The organism is Sporosarcina sp. Marseille-Q4943 (assembly GCF_943736995.1).
Lineage (GTDB): Bacteria > Bacillota > Bacilli > Bacillales_A > Planococcaceae > Sporosarcina.
In genome coordinates, this window is the sequence record NZ_CALSFT010000002.1 from 1206281 (window position 1) to 1232353 (window position 26073).

24 protein-coding genes, 1 tRNA gene and 1 pseudogene are annotated in these 26073 nt (G+C 43.8%); 15 read left to right on the forward strand and 11 right to left on the reverse strand.

The genetic code is table 11. From position 1 onward, the window contains the following. The first annotated feature begins 81 nt into the window (after positions 1–81). Positions 82–441: a 50S ribosomal protein L20 gene (gene rplT, locus NIT04_RS05840; RefSeq protein ID WP_060209871.1), complete on the forward strand. Its 360-nt coding sequence runs from the start codon at positions 82–84 to the stop codon at positions 439–441. Positions 442–595: 154 nt separating this feature from the next. After that, positions 596–886, forward strand: coding sequence for a DUF1294 domain-containing protein (locus tag NIT04_RS05845; protein ID WP_252502653.1), 291 nt, complete (start codon positions 596–598; stop codon positions 884–886). 23 nt (positions 887–909) lie between these two features. On the opposite strand, the gene NIT04_RS05850 is transcribed toward NIT04_RS05845, so the two are convergent. Beyond that, positions 910–1293 (reverse strand): sigma-w pathway protein ysdB, encoded by a 384-nt coding sequence (locus NIT04_RS05850; protein WP_252502654.1) that lies wholly within the window; start codon positions 1291–1293, stop codon positions 910–912. A 95-nt stretch (positions 1294–1388) separates the two neighbouring features. On the opposite strand from NIT04_RS05850, the gene NIT04_RS05855 reads away from it, so the two are divergent. The 5 genes from NIT04_RS05855 to NIT04_RS05875 all read left to right on the forward strand — a co-directional run bounded on the left by NIT04_RS05855 (position 1389) and on the right by NIT04_RS05875 (position 6202). Further along, a complete protein-coding gene (locus NIT04_RS05855; protein WP_252502655.1) occupies positions 1389–1874 on the forward strand; it encodes a dUTP diphosphatase in 486 nt (161 codons plus the stop codon). Positions 1875–1959: 85 nt separating this feature from the next. Then, positions 1960–2454, forward strand: a complete 495-nt coding sequence (locus NIT04_RS05860) for a helix-turn-helix domain-containing protein (protein ID WP_252502656.1) — start codon at positions 1960–1962, stop codon at positions 2452–2454. Positions 2455–2459: 5 nt separating this feature from the next. Next, entirely contained in the window at positions 2460–3323 is an 864-nt protein-coding gene (locus tag NIT04_RS05865) for a metallophosphoesterase (RefSeq protein WP_252502657.1), read from the forward strand. Between the two features lie 131 nt (positions 3324–3454). After that, positions 3455–4438: a zinc-binding dehydrogenase gene (locus NIT04_RS05870; protein WP_252502658.1), complete on the forward strand. Its 984-nt coding sequence runs from the start codon at positions 3455–3457 to the stop codon at positions 4436–4438. An 81-nt stretch (positions 4439–4519) separates the two neighbouring features. Next, complete coding sequence (locus NIT04_RS05875) at positions 4520–6202, forward strand: formate--tetrahydrofolate ligase (RefSeq protein ID WP_252502659.1); 1683 nt, start codon at positions 4520–4522, stop codon at positions 6200–6202. 361 nt (positions 6203–6563) lie between these two features. Here the strand turns inward: NIT04_RS05875 and NIT04_RS05880 are convergent. Beyond that, positions 6564–7941 (reverse strand): annotated as a pseudogene (locus NIT04_RS05880) (IS1182 family transposase). A gap of 377 nt (positions 7942–8318) precedes the next feature. Then, positions 8319–10016 carry a M3 family oligoendopeptidase gene (locus tag NIT04_RS05885; RefSeq protein WP_252502660.1) on the reverse strand — a complete coding sequence of 566 codons (1698 nt, stop codon included), beginning with the start codon at positions 10014–10016 and terminating at the stop codon, positions 8319–8321. Positions 10017–10201: 185 nt separating this feature from the next. Here NIT04_RS05885 and NIT04_RS05890 point away from each other — a divergent pair, with 185 nt between their 5' ends. Both NIT04_RS05890 and NIT04_RS05895 read left to right on the forward strand, forming a co-directional pair. Next, complete coding sequence (locus NIT04_RS05890; RefSeq protein WP_252502661.1) at positions 10202–10489, forward strand: DUF6509 family protein; 288 nt, start codon at positions 10202–10204, stop codon at positions 10487–10489. Positions 10490–10679: 190 nt separating this feature from the next. After that, a complete protein-coding gene (locus tag NIT04_RS05895) occupies positions 10680–11663 on the forward strand; it encodes an NAD(P)/FAD-dependent oxidoreductase (RefSeq protein ID WP_252502662.1) in 984 nt (327 codons plus the stop codon). A gap of 27 nt (positions 11664–11690) precedes the next feature. Here NIT04_RS05895 and NIT04_RS05900 read toward each other — a convergent pair whose 3' ends face one another. The 3 genes from NIT04_RS05900 to NIT04_RS05910 all read right to left on the reverse strand — a co-directional run bounded on the left by NIT04_RS05900 (position 11691) and on the right by NIT04_RS05910 (position 14786). Next, the gene (locus tag NIT04_RS05900; protein WP_252502663.1) at positions 11691–12791 is read right to left on the reverse strand and encodes a DUF1648 domain-containing protein; all 1101 of its coding nucleotides are present in this window, start codon (positions 12789–12791) and stop codon (positions 11691–11693) included. Between the two features lie 3 nt (positions 12792–12794). Continuing rightward, on the reverse strand, positions 12795–13178 hold the full coding sequence (locus tag NIT04_RS05905; RefSeq protein WP_252502664.1) for a GntR family transcriptional regulator: 384 nt from the start codon (positions 13176–13178) through the stop codon (positions 12795–12797). Between the two features lie 90 nt (positions 13179–13268). Further along, a complete protein-coding gene (locus tag NIT04_RS05910) occupies positions 13269–14786 on the reverse strand; it encodes a polysaccharide deacetylase family protein (RefSeq protein ID WP_252502665.1) in 1518 nt (505 codons plus the stop codon). 371 nt (positions 14787–15157) lie between these two features. Here NIT04_RS05910 and NIT04_RS05915 point away from each other — a divergent pair, with 371 nt between their 5' ends. The 3 genes from NIT04_RS05915 (at position 15158) to NIT04_RS05925 (ending at position 18755) form a co-directional block, all read left to right on the forward strand. Then, positions 15158–16135, forward strand: a complete 978-nt coding sequence (locus NIT04_RS05915; RefSeq protein WP_252502666.1) for a rhodanese-related sulfurtransferase — start codon at positions 15158–15160, stop codon at positions 16133–16135. A gap of 178 nt (positions 16136–16313) precedes the next feature. Beyond that, a complete protein-coding gene (locus NIT04_RS05920; RefSeq protein ID WP_252502667.1) occupies positions 16314–17759 on the forward strand; it encodes a VWA domain-containing protein in 1446 nt (481 codons plus the stop codon). A 177-nt stretch (positions 17760–17936) separates the two neighbouring features. Further along, entirely contained in the window at positions 17937–18755 is an 819-nt protein-coding gene (locus NIT04_RS05925; protein WP_252502668.1) for a DUF368 domain-containing protein, read from the forward strand. On the opposite strand, the gene NIT04_RS05930 is transcribed toward NIT04_RS05925, so the two are convergent. From NIT04_RS05930 to asd, 3 genes are all read right to left on the reverse strand, one after another. Then, entirely contained in the window at positions 18748–19086 is a 339-nt protein-coding gene (locus NIT04_RS05930) for a DUF5658 family protein (protein WP_252502669.1), read from the reverse strand. The genes NIT04_RS05925 and NIT04_RS05930 overlap by 8 nt on opposite strands. A 165-nt stretch (positions 19087–19251) precedes the next feature. Further along, positions 19252–20751, reverse strand: a complete 1500-nt coding sequence (locus NIT04_RS05935) for a catalase (protein ID WP_252502670.1) — start codon at positions 20749–20751, stop codon at positions 19252–19254. 155 nt (positions 20752–20906) lie between these two features. Then, on the reverse strand, positions 20907–21692 hold the full coding sequence (gene asd, locus NIT04_RS05940; RefSeq protein WP_252502671.1) for an archaetidylserine decarboxylase: 786 nt from the start codon (positions 21690–21692) through the stop codon (positions 20907–20909). A gap of 67 nt (positions 21693–21759) precedes the next feature. Here asd and pssA point away from each other — a divergent pair, with 67 nt between their 5' ends. The 3 genes from pssA to recQ all read left to right on the forward strand — a co-directional run bounded on the left by pssA (position 21760) and on the right by recQ (position 24821). Then, positions 21760–22293: a CDP-diacylglycerol--serine O-phosphatidyltransferase gene (pssA, locus tag NIT04_RS05945; protein WP_252502672.1), complete on the forward strand. Its 534-nt coding sequence runs from the start codon at positions 21760–21762 to the stop codon at positions 22291–22293. A gap of 84 nt (positions 22294–22377) precedes the next feature. Continuing rightward, positions 22378–22465 (forward strand) — tRNA-Ser (locus NIT04_RS05950). A gap of 559 nt (positions 22466–23024) precedes the next feature. After that, positions 23025–24821, forward strand: coding sequence for a DNA helicase RecQ (gene recQ / locus NIT04_RS05955; RefSeq protein ID WP_252502673.1), 1797 nt, complete (start codon positions 23025–23027; stop codon positions 24819–24821). Positions 24822–24879: 58 nt separating this feature from the next. Here recQ and NIT04_RS05960 read toward each other — a convergent pair whose 3' ends face one another. Both NIT04_RS05960 and queF read right to left on the reverse strand, forming a co-directional pair. Next, positions 24880–25521 (reverse strand): queuosine precursor transporter, encoded by a 642-nt coding sequence (locus NIT04_RS05960; protein ID WP_252502674.1) that lies wholly within the window; start codon positions 25519–25521, stop codon positions 24880–24882. 16 nt (positions 25522–25537) lie between these two features. Beyond that, positions 25538–26035, reverse strand: coding sequence for a preQ(1) synthase (gene queF / locus NIT04_RS05965; protein ID WP_252502675.1), 498 nt, complete (start codon positions 26033–26035; stop codon positions 25538–25540). Positions 26036–26073: the final 38 nt, after the last annotated feature.

Genomic DNA, 26073 nt, shown 5'->3' on the forward strand with positions numbered 1-26073 from the left:
ATACGTCAGCCCAAGTTCACCATATCCTCTTTTTGAACCACTATTACAACATTCTTTAGGAATAGCAGGAGGTAATGAACTATGCCACGCGTAAAAGGTGGAACAGTGACGCGCAAGCGCCGTAATCGAGTATTGAAATTAGCTAAAGGCTATTTTGGATCTAAACATAGACTTTACAAAGTAGCAAACCAACAGGTCATGAAATCATTTAACTATGCATACCGTGACCGCCGTCAGAAAAAACGTGATTTCCGTAAACTATGGATCACACGTATCAACGCGGCAGCACGTATGAATGGTCTTTCATACAGCACATTGATGCACGGTCTTAAAGTGGCTGGCATCGAAGTGAACCGCAAAATGCTTGCTGACCTTGCAGTAACAGATGCACAAGCATTTGCACAACTTGCAGAAACAGCAAAAAAATCAGTCGCAAAATAAGCGATTGATTCAATATAGAGCCCCGCGCCGTTTACGGCAGCGGGGCTTATTGTTTTGCTTTTAAAAATAGGAAAGAAAACTTATGAACTTAATATAGTTCTTCTTCCTAAGTCCAATCAATAAAGTGTAGAATAGGGGATAGGGAGTTGAATATATGAATGTTATGATTATCAGCTGGATCATATTTATATCAATCTGGTCTTTTATCACAATGGGATATGATAAGAAGCAATCGAAGAAGCGTCGGCGCAGGGTGCCTGAGAAGACATTATGGCTACTTGCCATCGTCGGTGGTGGTATCGGTTCGTATTTGGGCATGATGGCATTCAGCCATAAAACGCGCCACACAGAATTCCGGATAGGCTTTCTGCTGCTCGCATTAATCTACATAGGAGTCATCATCTACCTGCTAGGCATTGATCCATTCGGTGGAAATAGTGCATAAATAAATAAGAAAAGCCCGCTATGTTAACGGGCTTTCATCAACGCTTCAATTGGGTTTTTCCAACTGACTTCAGCTTTCGGATAATTGGAAGTGATTTCGGAAGACAAGAAATGAAAATCATCTTTTGTAAACCCTTGAAGCTTCGTTTCATCTTTCACCCAAACGAAAATAGAAACGACATCAAAGGAGTCTTCCGTAGTCCCTAAATATTTTTCACCTTCAAAGAGGGCACCTTTATATGTGATAAAGAAGTTCTTCCTAACATTTTTTACATCATCATAGAAGTAATATTGCTCTTGTTCATACGCCTCGTCCAATTTCCGTTTCGGATCCAGTAAATAGCGGATACCGCGATAAAATAAATAGACGATGAATGCAATGATGACAAAGCGGATCAACAATCCCATAACAGCATCCCCTCACAAAAATAGATATAGTCTTCTACTTATACGCACGAGATTCAGTTTGGTTTCAAGATATTTACGCTTTTGGAGGTTTTTTAATGGAATTGACGAAATTATTCACGATGCAGCGGGAACTGGATGCGTACATCCAAAAGAAACAATTCGTAAGCAATGATGTTTTCAAAGAAAAAGGGCTGGCTCTTCTCGTCGAACTTGCAGAATTGGCCAATGAGACAAGGTGTTTTAAGTTTTGGAGTTCAAAGGGACCATCTGAGCGAAAAGTTATATTGGAGGAATATGTAGACTCGATTCATTTTCTTCTATCTTTAGGAATCGAAAAAGGTTTAGATACGTTGAAAGTGTGGCCAGAAGGCGAAGTGGAAGGGGATTTGACTGACGTCTTCATGCAAACAATGTCCGCTATCCAAAAATTTATGATGCACACAGATAAGGAAAGCTATGAAAACATATGGATTCACTATGGAGCAATAGCAAACCGAATCGGTATTTCCTATATTGAAATAATGGATGCGTATTTGGAAAAAAACGAAGAAAATTATAAGCGCCAGCAAACCGGTTACTGAATATTTAATAGAAAAATAAATTAAGATTGACAGAAGGAACTAAGAAAAATAATATAGAGATAAGTAAATAGGAGGAGGCATCACCGTGAACGATTGGAGTAAAGAAGACTTTGGTATCAGATTAAAGGCCTTGAGAGAGCAAAGAGGCCTATCAATGATGGCGTTTGGAGCGGCAATCGGCACATCCGCCAGTAGAATCAAAGATTGGGAGAAAGGTAAGAATGCCCCTTCCGCAGCATGGATTGCAAAAATATCCGAGAGATTCAACGTTTCAACAGATGAATTGATTTTGGGAGACCCTAGAACTTCACGTGCATTCACTGCAAGCAGTTCTTCGAATGTTGATATGCTGTATGAACGGCTGCGCGAGAATTTGATCATTGTGAAAGATGGGGATGAGCAGGACGGAAAACTGGATCAGCTTTACAGCTCAATAGATGCAGAGAATAAAGAACGTTATCGGAGCGGGAGAGGGAGAAGGCTCGCGGAGCGTGAACTTCTTTCCATTCTGACGGAATTACCGAAGAAGGACGTACTCGAATTATTGGAGCTTGCAAAAGTAAAGAAACGTTGGCTGTAAGCTGAATGTCCGTAAGAAAACGAAGAAAACGCCATGGCATCCTGTTATTCTTTATCCTATTATTGCTGTTTGGACTATATCTTTATAAAGAGAATACGACCTTCGGAGTAACCATGGTAGAAATTGAAGTTAACGGTCTTCCTGAAAGCTTGAATCATTTCCGCATTATCCAACTTTCCGATATCCATGATTCGAAGTTTGGTGAAAGCAACTCTGACTTAGTGAATAAAGTGAATGGCTTGTCGCCGGACGCTATTTTCATTACAGGTGATTTCATTGACCGGAACCGATATGACCTGGATCAGAGTTTAGAAATCGTCAAACAGTTGCAAGATGTAGCGTCTTTTTATTTTGTCACTGGTAATCATGAAATTTCTACAAATGACGAAGAGCATATTAAAAATGAGCTGACGGAATTAGGCGTGAAAGTATTATCAAATGAGTCGGTGTTAATTGGTAACGGGGAAGGTGAACAGATTGCCATCGGTGGCATTGAGGATCCATTGTCCAGCAATCTGGATGAGAAGGAGTATGTTGAACAAGTCATAAATGAAGCATTTCAAGACATTCCGGATGAGATGTTCAAAATCCTGTTATCGCATCGACCCGAACAGTTTAATGTGTACGTTGAACGTCAAATAGATCTCATTTTCAGTGGGCATGCCCACGGAGGGCAAATCCGTATTCCAGTCATTGGAGGATTGGTGGCACCGGGGCAAGGATGGTTCCCGAAATACACATCCGGCGTGCATGAACTGGACGGGACCATCATGGTCGTAAGCAGAGGTTTAGGCAACAGCCTCGTTCCAGTACGAGTGTTCAATCGCCCTGAAGTGATTGTCGTAACATTGACATCATCAACTAAATAGCAAGTAGCTGCACAGCGCAAAGGAGATTTCTTCTTTGCGTTTTTTAATTGTTATCGATATGAAAATAATTGGCGGATGTTGTATGATAGAATAGTATACAATTCATAGAATATTTTAACGGGGGTTGTCGTGTGAAGGCGGTCATTCATGTAAATGGTCAATTGAAAATTGATGAAATGCAAGAGCCGATTGCTAGGAATGGTGAAGTCGTCGTTGCATTGCATGCCGCGGGGTTGAATCGGAGGGATATTAAAGTACCCGAACGCCGGGGAAGTGTGGCGGAACCGCTTATACTCGGTTCCGACGGGGCGGGGGTCATCGAATCAATCGGAGAAGGCGTGGACAACTGGTCGGTTGGTGATGAGGTGATCATTAATCCATCGTTGCGTTGGTTCGAACAAAGCGCAGCACCGCCAGAAGGATTCGACATTTTAGGTATGCCTGACCATGGCACGTTTGCAGAGAAAATTGCCATTTCCGCCGATCAGATTGAGAGAAAGCCTGACAATCTATCAATGGACGAAGCATCTGTACTTGCTTTAGCTGCGTTAACAGGCTATCGAGCCTTATTTACACAAGGTGAATTGAAAAAAGGGGATACAGTCTTCATTCCGGGAGCTGGGAGTGGAGTTGCAACATATCTCATCCAGTTCGCCAAAAATACGGGAGCACGTGTTATCGTCAGTTCACGTTCGGAAGAAAAGCGAAAGAAGGCATTGGAGCTAGGCGCTGATTTGGCGATTGATACGAACGGTGATTGGGCAGAGGCTCTAACGAATGAAACAATCGACCTTGTTATCGAGAGCGTCGGAAGGGCCACATTTAACCGTTCGTTAGAATTGCTGAAGCCGGGTGGAAGGATTGTTGTATTCGGAGCAACGACTGAAGATGTGATCGAGTTGGATCTGCGAAAATTCTTCTACGGTCAATATCAGCTATTCGGCTCCACGATGGGCAGCAGGGAAGAGCTGCGGGCGATGTTGAAGCATGTTGAGGAATTTGGAACGAAACCTGTCATTGACAAAGTATACCGTCTAGAAGACGGTTTGGAGGCTTTCCAGGACTTGGAGAGCAGTGAACAATTCGGGAAACTTGTTTTGCGTATAAAAGAGTGAGCTAATTGGAATTATGATTATGCAATCATAGTAAAGTTGTTGTTAAGCGTATTGATTAGAGGCATAGAGAAGGGTGTGGCCATGTTGACGGAAAAAGCAAAACCATTAACGGATTTAGCGATTGCTGCTTCTGCAGTGATGCAGCCGATAGCGGATATCGCAAGAAATGCTGGGATTCCAGAAGAGGCAGTTGAACCGTACGGAAGGTACAAAGCGAAAATTGATGTGTCAAAATTGTCGACTGCGAAATCCTTCGGTAAAGTCGTGCTAGTGACTGCGACAAGTCCGACGCCTGCGGGGGAAGGAAAGTCGACAGTGACTGTAGGCCTTGCTGATGCATTGGCACAGTTAGGTGAAAAATCGATGATTGCTTTACGCGAACCATCCCTCGGACCGGTCATGGGAGTGAAGGGTGGCGCTGCAGGAGGCGGCTATGCACAAGTTTTACCGATGGAAGAAATCAACCTGCATTTCAATGGGGATATCCATGCAATTACGACTGCAAATAATGCGCTTAGTGCAATGATCGATAATCATTTACATCAAGGAAACGCATTGCAAATCGACCCTCGGCGGATCACTTGGAAGCGTGCTATGGATATGAATGATCGGGCATTGCGCCATATTACAATTGGTCTCGGCGGACCGGGACAAGGTGTGCCGAGGGAGGATGGCTTCGATATTACCGTCGCTTCCGAAATCATGGCCGTGTTCTGCTTGGCGACTAGTTTGGCCGATTTGAAGGAACGCTTGTCACAAATGGTGATTGGATATACGTATGACAAGGAAGCGGTCACTGTAAGGGATTTGGGTGTTGAAGGAGCTTTGACTTTATTGTTGAAGGAAGCATTCAAACCAAATCTCGTCCAGACGATTGAAGGGACGCCTGCTTTGATTCATGGCGGACCGTTCGCAAATATTGCCCATGGCTGCAACTCATTAATGGCAACAAATACGGCTAGACGATTGGCTGATATCGTTGTAACGGAAGCGGGATTCGGATCAGATCTCGGCGCTGAGAAATTTATGGATATTAAAGCACGTAAAGGCGGCTTTGCCCCGGATGCAGTCGTTCTTGTGACAACAATCCGTGCATTGAAAATGCATGGTGGAGTCGCGAAGACGGACCTTGGGAAGGAAAATGTCCAAGCAGTTATGGAGGGCATCGTGAATCTTGAGAAGCATGTGGAAACCGTCCGATCCTTTGGGGTGCAACCTGTCGTCGCTTTGAACCGGTTCATTACAGATTCTGCGGCAGAGCTTGAATTCATTCTGAAATGGTGTGCGGGTAAAGGCGTCCGTGCGGCACTGACCGACGTTTGGGGACAAGGCGGCGCAGGAGGTCTGGACTTGGCTAAGCAAGTTCTTGAACTGTTGGAGGAACCAAATGATTTTACACCCCTATACGATGTGGAGGAACCCGTCATTGATAAAATTACGGCGATTGTCCAAAAAGCATATGGAGGAAAGGGAGTCATCCTGACTGATAAGGCAAAGAAGGATTTATTGCAGATCGAACAGAATGGTTGGGATATCCTGCCTGTCTGCATGGCGAAAACGCAATACTCCTTCTCAGATGACCCTAAGAAGCTTGGGAGACCAAAAGATTTTACGATTACAATCCGTGAAATCATTCCGAAGCTCGGAGCAGGATTCCTTGTCTGTCTGACGGGAGATATTATGACGATGCCAGGATTGCCGAAAAAACCGGCAGCTTTACAAATGGATATCGATGAAAAAGGAAATGCAATCGGATTAATGTAATCAACTATAAAAGGGCTGCCGTTATAGGCAGCCCTCAGACTGTAGACAAAAGGGTTGGAAATCATAGATTTCCAACCCTTTTGCTTAAACATCTACATTTTAACTGTCAGTAGACTGAAATAACGTTGATTTCCGTTCCGGGCGGACGCTTTCCGGGGGGCTTGCCCTCAGCCAAGCGAACAGCGAAGTGTTCGCTTTGCCGTATTTCTGCGAACTATGCAGAAATTAAGGCATCATGCTGCTCCTAACGCTTCGCTTTAGTCGCAAAAGCCGTTCTTCGTAACGGCTCTTCCTGCGGGGTCTTCACGCTGCGCTAATCCCCCAGGAGTCGCCGCCCTGCACTCCAATCAACTGGAAATCCTTAAGACAGGGGTATCATTTCAGCCTCCATAGCCGGCGCTCTCCACGTCCATCTGGCCAGTTTCTTCAAATTTATGGCAGCAAAAGTTAGCATCGCCTGCATGGACATTTTTTTAAGTCCCCGGAGGGGTGTCTATCGCATGCCATGCTTTTCTTTTGCATCAGCAAAGACGCGCTCAATCGTCTCTTTGGGTTTCCCGTATGTTTCCTTAATTTCATGGTTGTGTCGCAAGTCCTCAGCTACATCCAAATAGTCCTGCCAGATATGCCGTTGAATCATCTTTTGTTGATTCTTACTTTGCGTGCATCGGCCAATCACTGGACACGCGGCACAAATAGAGGCGTCGATGCATTCTGGCGATATCCTTCCTTCGTTGTTGTTCGGTAGGTAGGCACCTGTCCTTCGGGACAGAGATAGCAGTCGTAATGCTCGTCATAGACATACTCATGTTTTCTGAAACAGCCTTCCTTCGTCATTGGTCGTTTGTACGGAAGTGCAGGGAGAACGTGATTCTCTAAAAGAAAGTTGGCAATGGCTGGTGTTTTGTATGCTACATCGGCGGCAACGACGACTGGACGTCCTACCTGGTCGATGATCTTCTGGACTAATGGTTCAAGCATAGTGCTGTCGTGGACATTCCCTGGTGTCACGATATTTGCAAGTACAAACCCCTTTTCGTACGTGGCAGCGTGAAAAGAATAGGCAAACTGCTTTGTCCTTTCATCTTTAACGAAATAACCACTTTCCGGATCTGTTGTCGACTCCTTGATTTCCTTGTACTCTTCCTTTTCAGACTTGTGCGGTGGGAACGGCTTTTTTCCATTCTTTTCACGATCCAGGTTGAGCTCCTCTTGGAGCTTCTTCTCAAACGCCCGCGTCTCTTTACGCACTACCTTCTTTTCAAACTTCCTTTTGTTCGCGCTTGCTTTCACATGGGTCGAGTCAATGAAGACATGTTCCGGACTGAGAAGCCCACGGTTTGCCACCTCGTTTAGAACTTTATAGAAGATCTGCTCAAATAGATCAGTATCTGCAAATCGACGGACATAGTTCTTCCGAATGTGGAGAAGTGAGGAACCTCAGTATGAAAGCCGAAGCCTAGGAACCAGCGATAAGCCACGTTCGTTTCAATTTCCTTGATTGTCTGGCGCATGGAGCGGATACCGAAGGTATACCGAATGAATGTCATCTTGATGAGTACGACAGGATCAATGCTAGGTCGCCCAATGGTTGAATACAGATTTTCAACTAATGGATAGATGAAGGAGAAATCAAGGGCCGCATCCAGTTTGCGAACCAGATGGTCCTGAGGAACCAACTGTTCTATTGTTAGCATTTCCAACTGTTCGCGTTCATTAATTTGATTCTTCGTCATCATATCCATCACCTCATTCATTTAATAGGAAACACTGTTGATTGGAGCGGAGAGCGGCGACTCCTGCGGGAACAGCACGAGCTGAAGACCCTGGACTGAGCGAAAGCCGTAACGAAGAACGGCTTTTGCGAGTAAAAGCGTAGCGTTACGAGCATAGGGGTGCTGTCTAATTTCTGCACAACCCGCAGAAATTAGACAAATCGAACCCTTCGCTGTTCGATTGGCTGAAGCCGTGCCCGCGGAAAGCGTCCGCTCGCAGCGGAAATCAACACTTTTAGCTTTATCTCTATTTTAAAAGAAAAAGACTGTAGGCAAACCCGGAAATTCAGGGTGTTTGTCTACAGTCTGAGGGCTGCCGTTATAGGCAGCCCTTTCAAATATTATAGCGCTTTATCGTCGACCGAATTTAACCATGCTTCAATCGTACCGACGACAGACTCGACACATCCATCTTCGAACGGCGAAATTAAACTCGCCTCTTTCACCAACTCAGTAAACGGCTTCGACCCGCCAAGTTTACAAAGGTGCAAATAATCCTTCCATGCAGCGTCGCGATCCTCAAACGATCGCTTCCAAAACTGGAACGCGCAAATTTGTGCCAACGTATAGTCGATATAGTAAAATGGAACCTCATAAATATGCGATTGGCGTTGCCAAACAGAACCTGTTTCCAAATAAGGGTTGCCATCGTAGTCACGCATCGGCAAATAGGTTTTTTCAATTCGCTTCCATTCCGCCTTACGTTCTTCTGGCGTCATTTCCGGTTTTTCGTAAATGGCATGCTGGAATTCATCTACCGCCACGCCATATGGTAAAAATAACAGTCCGCTGCTTAAATGGGCAAACTTATATTTTTCCGTATCTTCTTCAAAGAACAGTTCCATCCATGGCCAAGTGAAGAACTCCATGCTCATCGAATGGATCTCGGCTCCTTCATGTGTCGGCCAGACGTATTCAGGAATACCGATGTTACGGCTGCAGTACACTTGAAAAGCATGCCCTGCTTCGTGAGTCAGCACATCGATATCACCGGATGTACCATTAAAGTTTGAAAAGATGAAAGGCGAGTCATAGTCATCGATGAACGTACAATAGCCTCCCGCCTCTTTCCCTTTCTTCGCTTCCAAATCGAGAAGATGCTTTTCTGTCATATACTTGAAGAACTCATCCGTTTCGGGAGAAAGCTCTGCATACATCCTCTTCCCGTTTTCGATGATCCACTCTGGTGATCCTTTCGGAGTCGCATTGCCACTCAGGAAATTAAGGGACTGATCGTAGAACTTCAATTTCTCAACACCGATTCGTTCAGCTTGGCGCTCGTATAACTTCGTCGCAAGCGGTACTATATAGTCCCGCACTTGATCACGGAAGTTTTCCACCATAGCTGCGTCGTAGCCGATTCGGTTCATCCTCGCATAGCCAAGTTCCACAAAGTTTTTGAACCCTAATTTCGTTGCAATTTCATGTCTCACCTTCACAAGGTCATCGTAGATACGGTCGAAAGTGTCGCCGTTTTCAGCATAGAATGAATAGGAAGCTTCCATAGCGGACTTTCTGACGCCTCTATCAGTGGACTCAGCATACGGTCCAAGCTGGGCAAGGGTCAATGTCTTTCCGTCAAACTCGATTTGAGCGGAAGCGACAAGCTTTGCATATTCGGAAGTGAGTTTATTCTCTTGTTGGAGGAGCGGAAGAACTTCCGGCGAAAAGGATTTGATTGCATTATCGGCTAAAGCGAACAGCTGGGTGCCCCATTTCTCTTCCAGCTCCTTCCGAAATGGCGTCTTTACAAGTTCTTTGTAGAATGCGGTTCCGAGTTCTTGGAATTCGGGCCCGATTTCATCGAAATACTCTCGTTCTGTCTGATAGAAATCATCATTCGTATCGATGGATGAACGGATGTACATCAAGTTGGATTGTGTAGAATAATTGCTACCAATTGCATTTAACTTTTCAATGACAACATTCTGATCCTCAAACGAACCCGCGGAGCGGAATTGTTCAAGCAAGCTATTGAATTCTTGTTTAATGCTTTCCATTTCAGGTCTTTTGTACTGGAATTCTTCAAACGTAAGCATTTTCATTCCCCCGTAACGTGTTAGTGTGAATACAATTCACTATCTTCATTGTTAACTAATCATTAAGAAAATGCAAAAGAAAGTTTATGCACTGAAGTAGATGTTTCAATAGAAGAGAATACGTGACCATTTCATGCAGTATGCTGTAAGATGAGAGTGAAAACAATATGTGAGGATGAGACTAAGTGGAAATTATTGAATATAGCATGATCGAACTCATTGATCCGACTGGCATTTTAACAGGAAGCAGATACGAATTTCGTATATACGTTCAATTTGATGAAGAAGATGAGCTTTATGATGACAAAGGTACAGGCATTCGGGTCATCTACGCAGTAGATGGAGGAGAAAGAAAGGTGGCATCGTATCATCTTTTTGAACGGGCAACCGACAAAGTCATCGAGTTCGATCTTGAGGATGACGAAATTGCTCAACTAGCCGCTTTCTGTGAGGAACATTTGGAGGAAGAGTAAGCGAGCAGCCAATTGTTTGAGTGTTTACGGTCAGTAAATATAATGGTAAAAAAATCTACTTCACAAGTCAAATTATGTGTTTTTTATTGAAAAATAATAGATAATGTGTAGAGTAGATGTGTAGGGTATACTGATTAAACGGATTTTTCTTATATCCATCCAAATTAAAAGAACATTGGAGTGTTTATAGATGAGTAATGAGATTGTTGATATTACAATCATAGGTGGGGGACCAACAGGACTTTTTGCATCGTTCTATGCAGGTATGCGTGAAATGTCGGTGAAAATTATCGATAGCTTGCCACAACTTGGCGGGCAATTAATTGAGCTATATCCGGATAAATATATTTACGATGTAGGCGGCTTTCCGAAAATCCTAGCGAAGGATCTCGTCGCAAATCTTGTTACACAAGCTCATTATTCTAAGCCTGAAATACATCTAGGCGAAACTGCAATTTCTGCTACACGTGAAGGGGATCACTTCATCCTTCAAACGGACAAAGGCGCCCATTTGACTCGCACGATCCTTTTAACTGCAGGAATTGGTGCATTCCAGCCGCGTAAAATCGGCTTGGCAGAAGAGGCCGCATTCGAAGGTAAGACATTGCATTATGGAATTAAAGACCTATCGCTCTTCAAAGGGAAAGACGTGCTCGTATGCGGCGGAGGGGATTCGGCAGTGGATTGGGCTTTAATGCTCGAAGACATTGCATCGAACGTATCACTTGTACACAGACGTGAACGGTTCACTGCGCATGAAACAAGCGTGAACCAATTAATGTCTTCCAAAGTGAATGTGCTCACGTCCCGTTCCATCAAGTCGATCGTTGGAGAAGAAGGTATCGTCAAGGAAGTCGTCATTGCACAAAAGGACGGTTCAGAAGAAGCGTTGCATGTGGATCACGTCATCGTCAACTATGGTAATATTTCATCCCTCGGTGCGATCAAAGAGTGGGGACTTGAAATGGACCGTAACTCGATCGTTGTCAATTCTAGAATGGAAACGAATATAGAAGGTATCTATGCAGCAGGGGACGTCACGACTTATGATGGGAAAGTGAAGCTTATTGCTGTTGGATTAGGGGAAGCTCCGACTGCGGTGAACCATGCAAAAGCATTCATTGACCCGAAAGCAAGACTGCAACCATTGCACAGTACAAGTGTCTTCAACTAAAAAAACCGGCTAATGCCGGTTTTTTCATTACAAGAAAAATGTGATTGCGAATATGACGAGCAATGGACCAATTATGATTAAATAGCCGATAGGATTGCCAAAGTTCAACGTCCAACCGACCCCGAACCTCTTTTCAACAAAGATGGAAGGGTCGTTTTTATTTACATAAAATACGCCTGCTTTCCAATAGGCGTCATCATCGGAATCCGTAACACCGGGGATCGGATCCTCGTCAATTTCAAGCTGAATCCGGGAGCCCCCTTGACCGACTTTGAATGCGTATACGGCGGTTGCCACCAATATGATGAAAAGAAATCCTAAAGGCATCGCCATCATGAGAATCGGCCCGCCTATGTTTCCGTGGATCGACGTCAGCTGAAAGAAGCCGAAGAGGACTGTCAATGAAACTGATGTTAAAAAGAGCAGCCAACTTGTGTATTTCCTGAACGACAATTGTTGAATGCGCGATGTAGTCCTTTTAGCTGCATTCAGTTTCACACCAGACTTCTTTGTGGAAGCATTGATCGCAAGCATCATCCCTTGCATGATGAGAAGGGTGAGCAGTAATGCAATGACTGAAAAAGGGCTTTTCCCGGTGAATGAATCCGGCTGTCCATCCGGGCCCCAATGGGTCGGAATAAGCTCCGGCATGGCGCCGTATTGGGTTGCTGTATAGCCGATTAAACCCAGAGTAATAGGGATAGGCAATGCGAACATGAGGGAAGGAAGCATTTCATCGTTGGAGCGGCTCGTCAAGTCTGCGACTCGCACCTTTTTAAGATTGCTTCCCCAATTATTCTCACGCTTTCTTTTCATCGTCTTAATATGAAAGTACAAGTAAAGAGCCATGCTGATCAGAAGAATTACGAATTGAAGGACTAATCCGGTGAAGACAAGACGATCCTCTTGCATTCCGACTCCCCAATTCATGTAAGCAAGCATTCCTGCGATACCAATAAAGAATATCGTTGCCGAATAGGTTTTCTTATAGTTTGCGAGAGCTTTGTCATCTGTATGCCCTTCAGGAATTGTAACTCCGAAAACAATCGTTTTCTTTAAAAGGAAGGGGATAGCCGCCTGCATGACGGTCAAAAATAAAATGATTGTCAAAAATAAAGTGAGTACCATTGTTCATCCCTCCGTAATTTCCGAAATGATTGAAGAGGCGACTGATAAAATTTGTTCCTTGTCCATGCCGTACACGATCGATTCTGCAATGAGCGGCTTCATATGCAGTTTAATGAGTTCCAATTGCATCTCGCTTGGGCCTTTTGTGGATATTGCATTAATGACGGCGCCTGACTTCGGTATGATTTCTATTATGTTTTTCTTCTCCAGCTCATGATAGGCTTTGTTCACTGTATGCATATTGACACCAAGATCCGCTGCGAGAGAGCGGACGGAAGGCAATGCCTCGGAAGCCTTCAATCTTCCCGTGGCAATCAATTCAATCAATTGATTTGCCAATTGGGTATATATCGGTATTTCTGATGTAGGTTCGATTTGAATGAACATCTTATACCCTCCATTCTGTTCTAATGTTATTATAACAGCTGCCGCTAATTAAATATACCCCCAACAAAGAAAAGCCCCTGAACAAATTGTTCAGGGGGTTGTAGCTTCCAATTCACCTACTGTGACGAAATTATAGCCTTCGGTTTTCAAATACGTAAGTACCGCATCGAGCCCATCGGCAGTCGACTGATGGATGTCATGCATTAATATGATGCTTCCATCTTTCACATGATCTTTGACGACTTGAAGAATTCTTGCAGAGTCGCGATACTTCCAATCGAGAGTGTCCACATCCCATAATACGATTGGTAATCCGGTTATATTATGGATCGCGTCATTGACGGCTCCATATGGAGGCCTGAAAGATTCGACTTTTTGGCCGGTCACCTCTTCAATGATCACGGAAGTCTTCTCAATCTCTTTAGTGATGCGCTCCGGTCCTAATTTCGTCAAATCCGCATGTGTCCAAGTATGGTTGCCCAATTCATGGCCCGCTTCCTTCACTTCATTGACGATGTCCGAGTAATATTCAACACGGCTGCCGAGCATGAAGAAGGTGGCTTTTGCATCATGCTTTTGGAGTGTCTCCAAAATTTGTCTCGTCACTTTTGGATCCGGTCCATCATCAAATGTCAAAGCAACTCTTTTCCGGACGGTTTCGACCGGTGGAGATGTTTCGGATTCATCATCGTCTTTTGCATCCAAATTAGCCGAAGCCTCATCAGAATTCCCAGCGCCTTTTTCTTCGGTTGACACTTCTTCTGAATCCTTGTCGACTATTTCCAACTCATCTTCTTTAACTTTCGGCTTGAATGTTACAGTGAGCAGTTTTTGAATATGCTCGATAGAAACAGATACGATTGGCGGTCCTACTAAGCTATCGGCGATTGTGTCTTCGTCGAAGTAAATAATAAGCGCATCGTCAGTGATGGCAAAATTCCTGTAGTTCATCCACCTTGGTTCTGTGAATTTTTCCATATCCTGTTCGAAAAGATGACCTTTCAACGCTTTATCCATATGAATCGAGCCACGGACTAAAGACGATAGAGTCTGTAAACGATTGGCATCACCTTCAAACAAGTCTCTGATGGAAAAGCTTTCACCCGTTTCAGGATTCAAGTGGAATGAACGAATTTCTGTCTTTCCATGGGGGGCATCACTAAAACTGCTGCTGTTTACAAGAACAAAGGAATAGTAGCCAGAAGCATGCAGCAACGTTTCATAGGAGATATTCAATTCTCCTGTTGTATTTTTATCGAGCTTTTTTTTCTCTATCATCATTTCCGTATATTTGGACTGGGCTTCAGTAATATAGTTTTTAACTTCAGTATTGAAATTAGTATGTATGCTTTGCGGATATTGGATAGCAAAAGGAGCGTTTTTATCGTTTGATGTTTTTGTAATGATTTTGATCCCCGGATAGTTTGAATCTATTTGTTCCGTTTCGGTTGGGACCCCGGTGGATCCATTTCGATCGGGCTGGGAAGCAGTAGGACCATGTTCCGTTGTGAAAACTAGAAAGATGGCGCTTAGTGTCAATAAGACGATTGCAATGGAAAAAGTGATGTCGATCCATACAGAACGTGATTTGTAACTCTTTCTTTTCATGTTGCGCGGCTCCCTTATCATTTTGTCAGTCAGAAATCTAGCAAACTTCCTGTTTAATCTCTCTGTAAAGTTAGACGGAGCAACTCCTTAAATAGTTTCGAAAAATAAGGAAAAATGTCGATTCTTTTATACTATAAGTATACAACATATTTGCCTAGTATTGGGATGGGTAAATAAGAACTAATGAAATAATGTCTGCATAAAAAAGATCGAGGAAAACTGCTTTTTCGCAACGCGATTTTATGTTATACTGTCAAATGCCCGGATCTTGCAAATGCGGGCAAGCAGTGAGTGTTTACAATCGAATATTGTTAAACCGATCAAGCTGTTATTTCTACTGCAAAGAAAACAAACAGAAGGTGGTCGAAGAAATGGAAACAGGAGCATATCGGGTATTGTTGTACTACAAATATGTACACATCGAAGACCCAGAAACATTTGCTGCCGAACATTTGGCTTTTTGTAAGGAACTCGGATTAAAAGGCCGTATACTAGTCGGCGAGGAAGGCATCAACGGTACATGTTCTGGAACTGTAGAACAGACGGATGCTTATATGGAGAAGATGCATAGCGATGAACGTTTCAAAGATCTCTGGTTTAAGATTGATGAAACCGATGGACATGCGTTCAAGAAAATGCACGTCCGTCATCGGAAGGAAATTGTTAACCTGAGCCTTGAGGAAGACATCAACCCGTTGGAATTGACAGGAGAGTATTTGGAGCCTGCAGAGTTTTTAAAACAGATGCAAGATGAAAACACGATCGTCTTAGATACAAGAAATGATTACGAGTATGATCTTGGTCATTTCAGAGGCGCGATTCGACCTGATGTTGAGACATTCCGTGACCTTCCACAATGGGTCCAGGAAAACAGGGAGATGTTTGAAGGTAAGAAAATCCTTGCGTACTGTACAGGTGGAATCAGGTGTGAGAAGTTCACTGGTTGGATGAAGCGTGAAGGCTTCGAGGATGTTGCACATCTTCAAGGCGGAATTGTCACGTACGGAAAGGATCCTGTAGCGAAAGGCCAACTTTGGGATGGTCAATGCTACGTCTTTGATGAAAGGATCGCAGTTCCGATCAATCAAGTTGAGCATGTCGTCGTAGGTCGCGATCATTTTGACGGAACTCCTTGCGAAAGATATGTGAACTGTGCCAACCCTGACTGCAATGCGAAAATTTTATGCTCTGAAGAAAATGAGCATTTCTATATGCGCAGCTGTTCGGACGAATGCCGTACACACCCGCGCAATCGATATTTTGTCGAACAAAATATGACCGTGGAAGAATTCAACAAAAGAATTGAAGCTATTGCGGATAAACGCAGTCAAACAACTGCTGCAATGTAATTAATCTCTACACACCCAGGTGCTTATAGTACCTGGGTGTTTTATTATGCCTTTGTTACCTATAAACACCTGAATATTGGAAAATTGCAATTTCAATAGCATTATTATGTGTAAGATAGGGAACTAAATCATTTGCTTTCCGTATAGGTATTACTAATGTAGCAAGGAGGACGCTTGAATGAAAAATATCATTTTTTCTTTATTCATTGGATTCACCATTCTTCTTGCTGGCTGTGTGAAAGACGGCGAGCCTTCAACGACAGAAGCTTCGGAAAGAGAATCGAATAGCACGGTGAGCAGTAAAGAGAAACAGGGAGAAGTTGGGGAAAGTGAACGGCAATCAAATGCAGTAGAAGTTACCAACCTGTCTTCGATTCAAATAGCGAAAACTGTGGACGAAATGGCTTCATTGCCGCCGGGACAATTGACGAAGGACTTCACGGTAGATCAGGAGACTTCCTTATGGTCCAAAATAGAAGTACCGGAACAAATCCGCGAATCTTTTCTCGATGAAATGAAGGCTTTGACGGAAGAGACCAAAGATCCGCAGCTGATACACAGTGCCTTTATTAAATTGCTCGGAAGCCCTATATACCATAAGTTTGTCGATCCTTTAGCTGTTTTTCATCCTTCCTTCGCAGAGCCTATTCTTCCTGAGCCATATGAGATGACAGAAGGAGGAGTTGCCCAGTCTCCTCCTTCAAAAGCTTTGATCTTATTGGATGCAAGTTCCAGCATGCTTCTTCAAGCAGATGGACGATTAAAAATGGACATAGCAAAAAGTGCTGTAAAAAGCTTTGCATCGACAATCGGCCAAAACAGTGAAGTATCATTGTATATATATGGACACGCAGGCACCCAGAGCAAATCCGATAAACAATTGTCGTGTGGAACAATTGAAGAGGTGTATCCAATAGGTGAGTATGATGAGAAGAAATTTAATGAGTCGGTAGAGAACGTCAAGGCAAGTGGTTGGACGCCATTGGCCGCGGCAATAAAACAGGCGCGCATTGATCATGAAAAGACTTCGGAAGATATTACGGTTTATATTGTAAGCGATGGGGCTGAAACTTGCGGCGGTGATCCTGTCGCTGAAGCAAAAGAATTTGCTGCTTTGGCGGCTGATCGTCATGTGAACGTCATCGGTTTTCAAGTCGATCAAGAGGCGGAAAGTCAGTTGAAAGCAGTAGCGGAAGCCGGCAATGGGACGTATTTGGCCGCCGATTCATTGGATGAAATGACTGCCGGCATTTCGAAGCTCTGGCTACCCTCGGATATAGATTTAGTAACGTTAGTCTACAAGAAGCCTATAGGATGGCCTCAAGCGATGGCTTTGCGTACCGTATCAGATTATGGCAGTAAGTTAACAATAGCGATTCGAGTCGAAAACGAACGATTTATTGCAGCAGCAAGATTGTTGGAAGAAGAAGGCTTTATTGATGCTGCTGTCAGAGATGAATTGATAAAATTGATCGACAATCAAAAAGAGCAGTATAGCCGATTGGTCAATGAGCTGGAGGAAGAAAAGAGGCAGCTCATAAACAATGAAGTTGAGAGGATTAATAAGAAAGTCGACGACTATCACGATAGAATGAAAGCCTTGAAAGAAGAGCAAGGTCAATAATAGGAGCAAGGGAAGGATTCGTTAGGGAATCTTTCCTTTGCTTTTTTTGAATGGTTTGGGTGTCATTGATCACTGTTTTCGGACTATATAAAAACATTGGAATGGACTTAATATGGCTCACAGCAAACGGTAAATGGTATACTACTATCATTGAAAAGAAATTGGAGGAACTGAAGTATGGAATGGAAGAACATTTATCGTGGATTCCTAATGGGAATCAGCGACTTGATTCCTGGTGTGAGCGGGGGAACGATTGCGTTCATTCTAGGCATATATGATCGATTATTACTTGCAATCAGCGGCTTTTTCAGTCGTGAATGGAAAAAGCATATCGGCTTTTTATTGCCGCTTGGTATAGGGATTGGCTTGACATTATTGCTCTTCAGCAGGGTCATTGACTTCTTATTGAAAGATTACCCACAACCGACCCAGTTTTTCTTTTTAGGATTGATTATCGGAGTCGTGCCTTTCATTTCTAGGCAGGCCGGTGTCAGAAAGAATTTTAAAATCGGACATTTTATTTTGTTGCTTGCAGTCGGTGCTGCGTTGGCTTCAACAGCCTTTATCAAACCGGCTGAAACGGGGATTATCACATCCTTGACGATGCAAAACACAATAGGGTTGTTCTTGGCAGGATGGGCAGGCAGCATGGCTATGCTGTTACCGGGCGTGAGCGGTTCATTCATTTTGCTTTTATTAGGTGTTTATGCGACGGCTATCAACGCACTTTCTACATTGAATCTACCGATCATCATTGTCATCGGGGCAGGGGTCATCGTCGGCTTCATCGTTAGCAGCAGGATAATCCATTATTTATTGAGTAAATTCACCAATGCCATGTTCGCTATTATAATCGGTTTGATCATCGGTTCCGTATTCGTCATCTACCCAGGAATTCCAGAAAGCGGGACGCCGTTTGTAATGAGCGTCATCGCGCTTATTACTGGTTTGATTGTCGCAAATATCTTTAATGCCGCTAGCCCATCGACTAAATAAATGCAGACACGATAATAATCCATGAAATATGGATGAAGATCACTAGTGTGTAAATAATAAGTGCAACAGCGAGTAAGTTCCTGACCAATTGTGACGGCTTCGTAAAATGCATAAGGAAGAACAGCAAAATTGGAAGACTCGCTTTCATTAAATAAAATGCAACGACGTTCACATCGTAAAGTGAACGAACGAAGGGGTTCGCTTCTTGGATATGACCATAGCGGATGCCGAAATCTGTGAAAATCGCATCGATCATGCATAAGCAAAATAGAAGAAAACATGTATTCAATAACCGGTCATTAGAACTTGGTAGCGCCTTGGCCGTCTCCATATGTATCACTCCTGACATAATTGGCATTTGTCGTTAGGATATGGAGAGGAAGGTTATTTTATTCAAGAGGACGAGAGAAAGATTTTCCGGTCATATATGAATATCAATTTCTGGCAAGAAAAATGCCAACGAAAGAAAATTTCTTTCGTTGGCATTTTTTGTTTCTTAATTACTAGCAACTTCTTGTTTAACCAATACATCGTCTATGGAGATGCCTAGTGCAGCTGCGACGCCTTCTCCATAAGCGGCATCTGCTTGGTAGCAGTGACGGATGTGCCGATATTTGATTTCGTTCGGCGCATCGCCAAGATTGCGGGCAGTATTTCCGAATAACGCTTGTTTTTGCTCATCGTTCATTAGATTGAATAGTATTCCCGGTTGTGTGAAATAGTCGTCGTCATCCTTCCGGAAATCCCAGTGAGCTGCATCATCATAGATTTTAAGCGGCGGCTCTTTGAAATCAGGCTGTTCCTTCCATTCTCCGAAGCTGTTCGGTTCGTAAGAAGTTCTGCTGCCATAGTTGCCGTCGACCCGCATTGCGCCATCTCGATGGAAACTATGAAACGGGCATTTTTTTGGTGCATTGACCGGAATTTGATGATGATTGACGCCGAGACGATAGCGCTGGGCATCACCGTACGAAAACAGTCTCGCTTGCAACATTTTATCGGGGGAGAAACCGATGCCGGGCACAATCGCTGCTGGTGTGAAAGCCGCTTGTTCCACTTCTGCGAAGTAGTTATCCGGATTGCGGTTCAATTCGAACTCTCCGACTTCAATGAGAGGGAAGTCGGCCTTATACCAGACTTTTGTCAAATCGAACGGGTTATAAGGCATATGAAGTGCTTGTTCCTCCGTCATCACTTGAATGTACATTTTCCATTTCGGGAAGTTTCCGTTGTCGATGCTATCCAACAGGTCGCGTTGGTGTGATTCGCGGTCAGAGCCGATCAATTCAGTTGCCTGCTCGTCCGTCAGGTTTTCAATCCCTTGTTGAGAGCGGAAATGGAACTTGACCCAAACACGTTCATTATTCGCATTGATCATGCTGTACGTATGGCTACCGAAGCCATGCATATGACGATATGTCTTTGGGATTCCCCGTTCACTCATAACAATGGTAATTTGGTGCAATGCTTCAGGCAGGGAGGTCCAAAAATCCCAATTGTTTGTCGCGCTTCTCATATTTGTGCGCGGATCTCTTTTGACGGCGTGATTCAAGTCAGGGAATTGAAGTGGATCTCTGAAGAAGAAGACAGGAGTGTTATTACCGACAAGATCCCAGTTTCCTTCTTCTGTGTAGAATTTCAGCGCGAAACCGCGGATATCACGTTCGGCGTCAGCTGCGCCACGTTCTCCAGCTACAGTCGAAAAGCGAGCGAACATTTCCGTTTTTTTGCCGACTTCGGAAAAAATCTTCGCCCTCGTATATTGGGTAATGTCATTCGTCACTGTAAAAGTTCCGTAAGCACCTGATCCTTTCGCATGCATACGGCGCTCGGGAATGACCTCGCGATCAAAATGGGCCAGTTTTTCAATCAACCAAACATCCTGTAAAAGGATTGGCCCCCTAGGACCTGCAGTCATTGAGTTTTGGTTGTCCACTACTGGTGCCCCAGCAGCTGTTGTCAGTTTCTTTTGAGAATGATTATCATTGGTCGTCATTGATAATGCCTCCTTGAATTAATAGTCTACTATCTTCTAATTCAATATAGCACATAGATTTCGTGAAATCTACAGTTAATTATAATCATTATCGATAAATAATAGATATTGTATAACTCTCATTAAATTCAACCGAAAATATAAAAAGTTTTGAATTATTTAAGGGATATCCATTCTCCAACGGATTGTCCCACCTTCACTTCGGAACCCACCGGAACTGTCGGACGGAAAGAACCGTCATTCTCCAGAAATAATATTACAGTCGATCCAAACGAGAAGTAGCCGAACTCCTCACCTTTCGTGCAGACTGTGGAGGAGTCCATTATATGAATGCTGTTGACATTCAATGCACCTACTTTGATCATCGTCATACGGCCATTGGCTGTCGAAAGTTCGGAAATGATACGGTAATTTGTGGCAAACGGCTGATTGCCCAAGCGCAAGCCAAGGTCGTTAACCGGAAAAGAAGTAGTCCCGAGTGCGTATCTCGAACATAACTCGCCGTTAAAGGGATAGTGAAAATGGTGGTAATGGCTTGGGGAGAGATAGAAAATATAAAAGAATCCACCTTTAAATGGAATTGCTCTCTTTTCATCTCCCAAAATCTGCTTTATACTATAAAGATGGTTCTTTATCATTAGCGTTTGATTCATATCGATTGTCCGGAGCTCTGTGACGACGCCGTCGACTGGGGAAATTAGCGTATTGGGGCGCAAATCGATTGGCCGTGAACCCTTTTTCAGATTACGCGTAAAATAAGATTGAAGGCTATCATAATGTTCAATCGGGAACTCGGCTTCCCCCTCGTTAATACGATATGTCCTTGCGAACGGTTTGATGAGCTTACGACTTAGACGTGAGCTAGCAATCGTTTTTAATATGGCAGCAGATACGGGATGCCCATTCAGTTCGACAAAATGGTTGAATAACATCTTTTTCATTATTTCAGTCTCCTATGCTTTGGAATAATTACCTAGTTGGAAAGAATATAAAACTGGAGGGATCGTCATGTTTTTATCCAGATACTTAGATTATACGAAAATAAAAGGCCAATTGGCGAATGCAATCACCATTACAAACTTAAGTTTCGGAATCATCGCAATTATTCTCATTGCGAGGGATCTTGGTCATATGAGTCTCGTCTTCATTTTCCTCGCCGCTCTATTCGACCGATTCGACGGTTTGGTCGCACGACACTTTCAATCCGAGTCGCTGTTTGGAAAGGAATTGGATTCGCTAAGCGATATTGTGTCATTCGGAGTAGCTCCGGCACTTCTAATTTATATGACCGATTTATCTTCCATGCTATGGGTCGGTATAGCCGCGACTATTTTTTATATCGCCGCAGGGGCAATCCGTCTTGCGCGTTATAACGTCAAGGAGTTTGACGGATCCTTTTACGGAGTACCAATCACTGCGGCCGGCGTATTGTTGACATTGTCATATTTCTTGAGCCCTTACATCGGCCCACCGTTTTTCGTCATCTTCATGGTCATTCTTGGCTTAGCGATGATCAGCAATGTCCGAATCGCAAAGGTGTAAACGACCGACGGGAACGATGGATTTTTCTCAATGATGAACTTTACATCTCCGTTTTAGGCGAGTATAATTTAAATTATCTAAAATGGAGACGTACCCAAGAGGCTGAAGGGGGCTGACTCGAAATCAGCTAGGGCGTTCACGCGCCGCGGGGGTTCAAATCCTCTCGTCTCCGTACTATCTTTACAAACGTTGGTATGACAGACTTTTCAAAAGTAGTGGCATACTTTTTGGCATAAATAGTTATGTATTTTTATGTTAACTCAATAATTTGTGCTTGTTTGAAGTCATACTCCCTTGTGGGTAGGGCTTCTTTTTCTTTTTATCTATGTTATAGCTTTACCGGATTATAGCGGAAGGCGGCGACTCCAGCGGGAAAAGCGTCAGCTGAAGACCCCACAACGAAGCGAAGCGCAGTGAGGAGGCTGAGGCGACGCCCGCGGAAAGCGTCCGCCTGGAGCGGAAATCCAATTGCGATAAATAAATGTATTTCAATTGGTGACTTGTCCAAATGTCTGCTATTCTATAAGAAAGCATCATATTGAAAGGTTGAGTGGCATGTCAGGTCCGGCATTGTCAGCAAGCAGAATTGGTCATTGAATTTCGTAAAACGGAATATCTTATCCTATGGTTTTACACGATTAGTTGTTAATGAAATACATAGCCGCGATGAAGAACGGATGCTACTGGAGTAAGAAAGGTGGGAAAAGCGCCGAAATGAGGTGCTTTTTTCTTTGATTAATTATAAAGAGGTGATTCCAATCGAAAAAATAACTTCCGTATTATCTTCCTATTTTGGCTTTCCTTCGTTTCGTACAGGCCAGGAACAAGCCATCCTAAATGTGCTTGACGGAAAAGATACGCTCTGCGTCATGCCGACTGGTGGCGGAAAATCCATTTGCTATCAAGTGCCTGCGTTGGTCATGGAAGGCACGGTTTTAGTCGTATCCCCGTTGATTTCGTTGATGAAGGATCAAGTGGATGCTCTACATCAAATTGGCATACCGGCAGCATACATCAATAGTACATTGTCGACAGAGGAATACTTCGGAACGGTTGAAAATGCAATGGAGGGAATGTACCGCCTGCTCTACGTAGCCCCGGAACGATTCGAATCCCCTTCATTCATTCAGCAAATAAGCAAGATGGATATCCCGATGATCGCGATTGATGAGGCGCACTGTATTTCTCAATGGGGACACGATTTTAGACCGAGTTACCGGATGTTGAATAAAGTCATATCTTCATTTGATAGGAAACCGGTCGTATTGGCATTGACAGCAACCGCAACACCTGCCGTCCGGGATGATATATGCGACCAATTGCATATTGAAAGCGACCATACAGTGATGACGGGCTTTGAGAGGAGCAATCTCACCTTTTCAGTCATTAAAGGACAGGATAGGGACAAGTTCGTCAAAGATTATGTTAAGAAAAACGAAGGGGAAGCGGGAATTATTTACGCCGCCACCCGAAAAGCGGTCGATCAAATTCATGCAACGCTTGAACGAAGTGGAGTTGCTGTTGCGAAATACCATGCGGGACTTTCGGATGTTGTTCGGCAAGCGGAGCAGGATCGGTTCCTCATGGATGAGGCAACTGTCATGGTGGCGACGAATGCATTCGGAATGGGCATCGACAAAAGCAATATAAGATACGTTATTCATTACCAAATGCCGAAAAATATGGAAAGCTATTATCAGGAAGCAGGCCGTGCGGGAAGGGATGGGCTTGATAGTGAATGTACCCTGTTATTCTCCTCGCAGGACGTCATTACGCAACGATTCCTCATTGACCAATCGCAAGATCAGCATCGGATTCCAGCAGAGCTTGAGAAGCTTCAGTCGATGATCGACTACTGCCATACAGAGTCATGCCTACAGAAATTCATCATTTCTTATTTCGGGGAGAAGGACGTCCAAGAATGCGGCCGTTGCGCAAACTGTACAGATACTCGTGAAAGTTTTGAAGTTACGGTTGATGTGCAGAAGGTCCTGTCCTGCGTCATCCGCATGGGTCAGCGCTTCGGCAAGACGATGATTGCCCAAGTGCTCACAGGCTCAAGAAATAAAAAAGTATTGGAGTTCGGCTTCGATAAATTGACGACGTACGGTCTGATGAAAGAACGGAATACGAAAGACGTTTCCGATTTCATCGAGTTTATCATTTCTGAAAACTACCTCGGGGTGGAAAACGGTCAGTTTCCGATCATTTATGTAACTGAACAAGGCAAGGACGTATTGACAGGGAAAATAAAAGTGTACAGAAAAGGAACCGTCGAAACGAAGCAGATTGCAAAAGACGATCCTTTATTCAACCAGCTGAGGGCTCTTCGCATGAAGCTTGCCCAAGAGGCGGGTGTTCCACCATTCGTCGTCTTCTCGGATAAGACGTTGCGTGACATGGCAGCTAAAATGCCGATTACAGAAGAGGCGTTTTTGGAAGTGAACGGTGTTGGGGCAGCGAAGTTGGAAAGGTACGGAGAAGCATTTATGGAAGAAATCAAATCATTTTCCACTCAAACTAGTTGAGCTCAATAGGAAAAGCCGGTTCGATGATCGCTTCGATCATGAACCGGCTTTTTTGCTATCAGTTTTGCAATGAAATCGCTTGGCTCGTAATTTCAGGTTCCTTCTTCCTGCATATAGCGACTAGCAAATATACGACTGGCGTATCCAAAACGGCGATAATGAATTTAAAAACGTATTGGCTTGCAATCATGGCCAATAAAGCGCCAACAGGCATCGTGCCAGCAAAAGCAATTGTAATGAAAATCGTCGTATCGACGAGTTGGCTAGCCATCGTAGACACGTTATTCCGGACCCATAACTTTTGATTGCCATGTTTTCTTTTCAGCTTATCGAAAATAGTGACATCCAAGTTTTGGCTAATGAGATACGCTGCCAAGCTTGCAATCGTCACACGGAAGCCGGCTGTGAAAATCGTTTCAAATGCTTCCTGATGCTCATAAAAAGGGGCTGCAGGCAAATGGATGGCGATCCAAATGAAGCCGATCGAGAAAAGCTGCGCGATGAACCCAGTCTGGACCGTCTTCCTCGCAGCTTCCTTTCCATAGGCTTCGGTCAACACGTCCAAAATCGGATACGTACATACATAGATGATGGCGGCTGCCGGAATGACAATCCAGTCACCGATGCTCATCAGCTTGACTGCTATGATATTCGATAAAATTAACAACCCGACAAAAATGCCGCTTAAATAATAGCGCATCTCAGTTGTTTCCTCCTCAACGGTTATCGATCTTTTCGGGATACATGTCGTGGTTCAACAAACGATGTTCCGCCATTTTTTCGTATTTTGTTCCAGGCTTCCCGTAATTGCAATAAGGGTCGATGGAAAGTCCGCCGCGCGGAGTGAATTTGCCCCATACTTCGATATAGCGGGGATCGATTAGCTCTATCAAATCATTCATGATGATGTTGACGCAGTCCTCATGAAAATCACCGTGATTTCTAAAGCTGAACATATATAATTTCAATGATTTGCTTTCCACTAATTTCTTATCCGGGATGAAACTGATATACATCGTTGCGAAATCCGGCTGTCCTGTCATCGGACAAAGGGATGTGAATTCGGGACAATTGAATTTGACGAAGAAATCCCGTTCTGTGTGCAAATTATCGACTGCTTCCAAAATGGATGGGTCGTATTCGTAATTGTATTTTGTATTTTGATTTCCAAGCAATGTTAAATCCGTTAACGTATTTTCATCTCTTCCAGCCAATTAAAAAAACCTCCCATAATAAATGTTGTAAGGGAGGG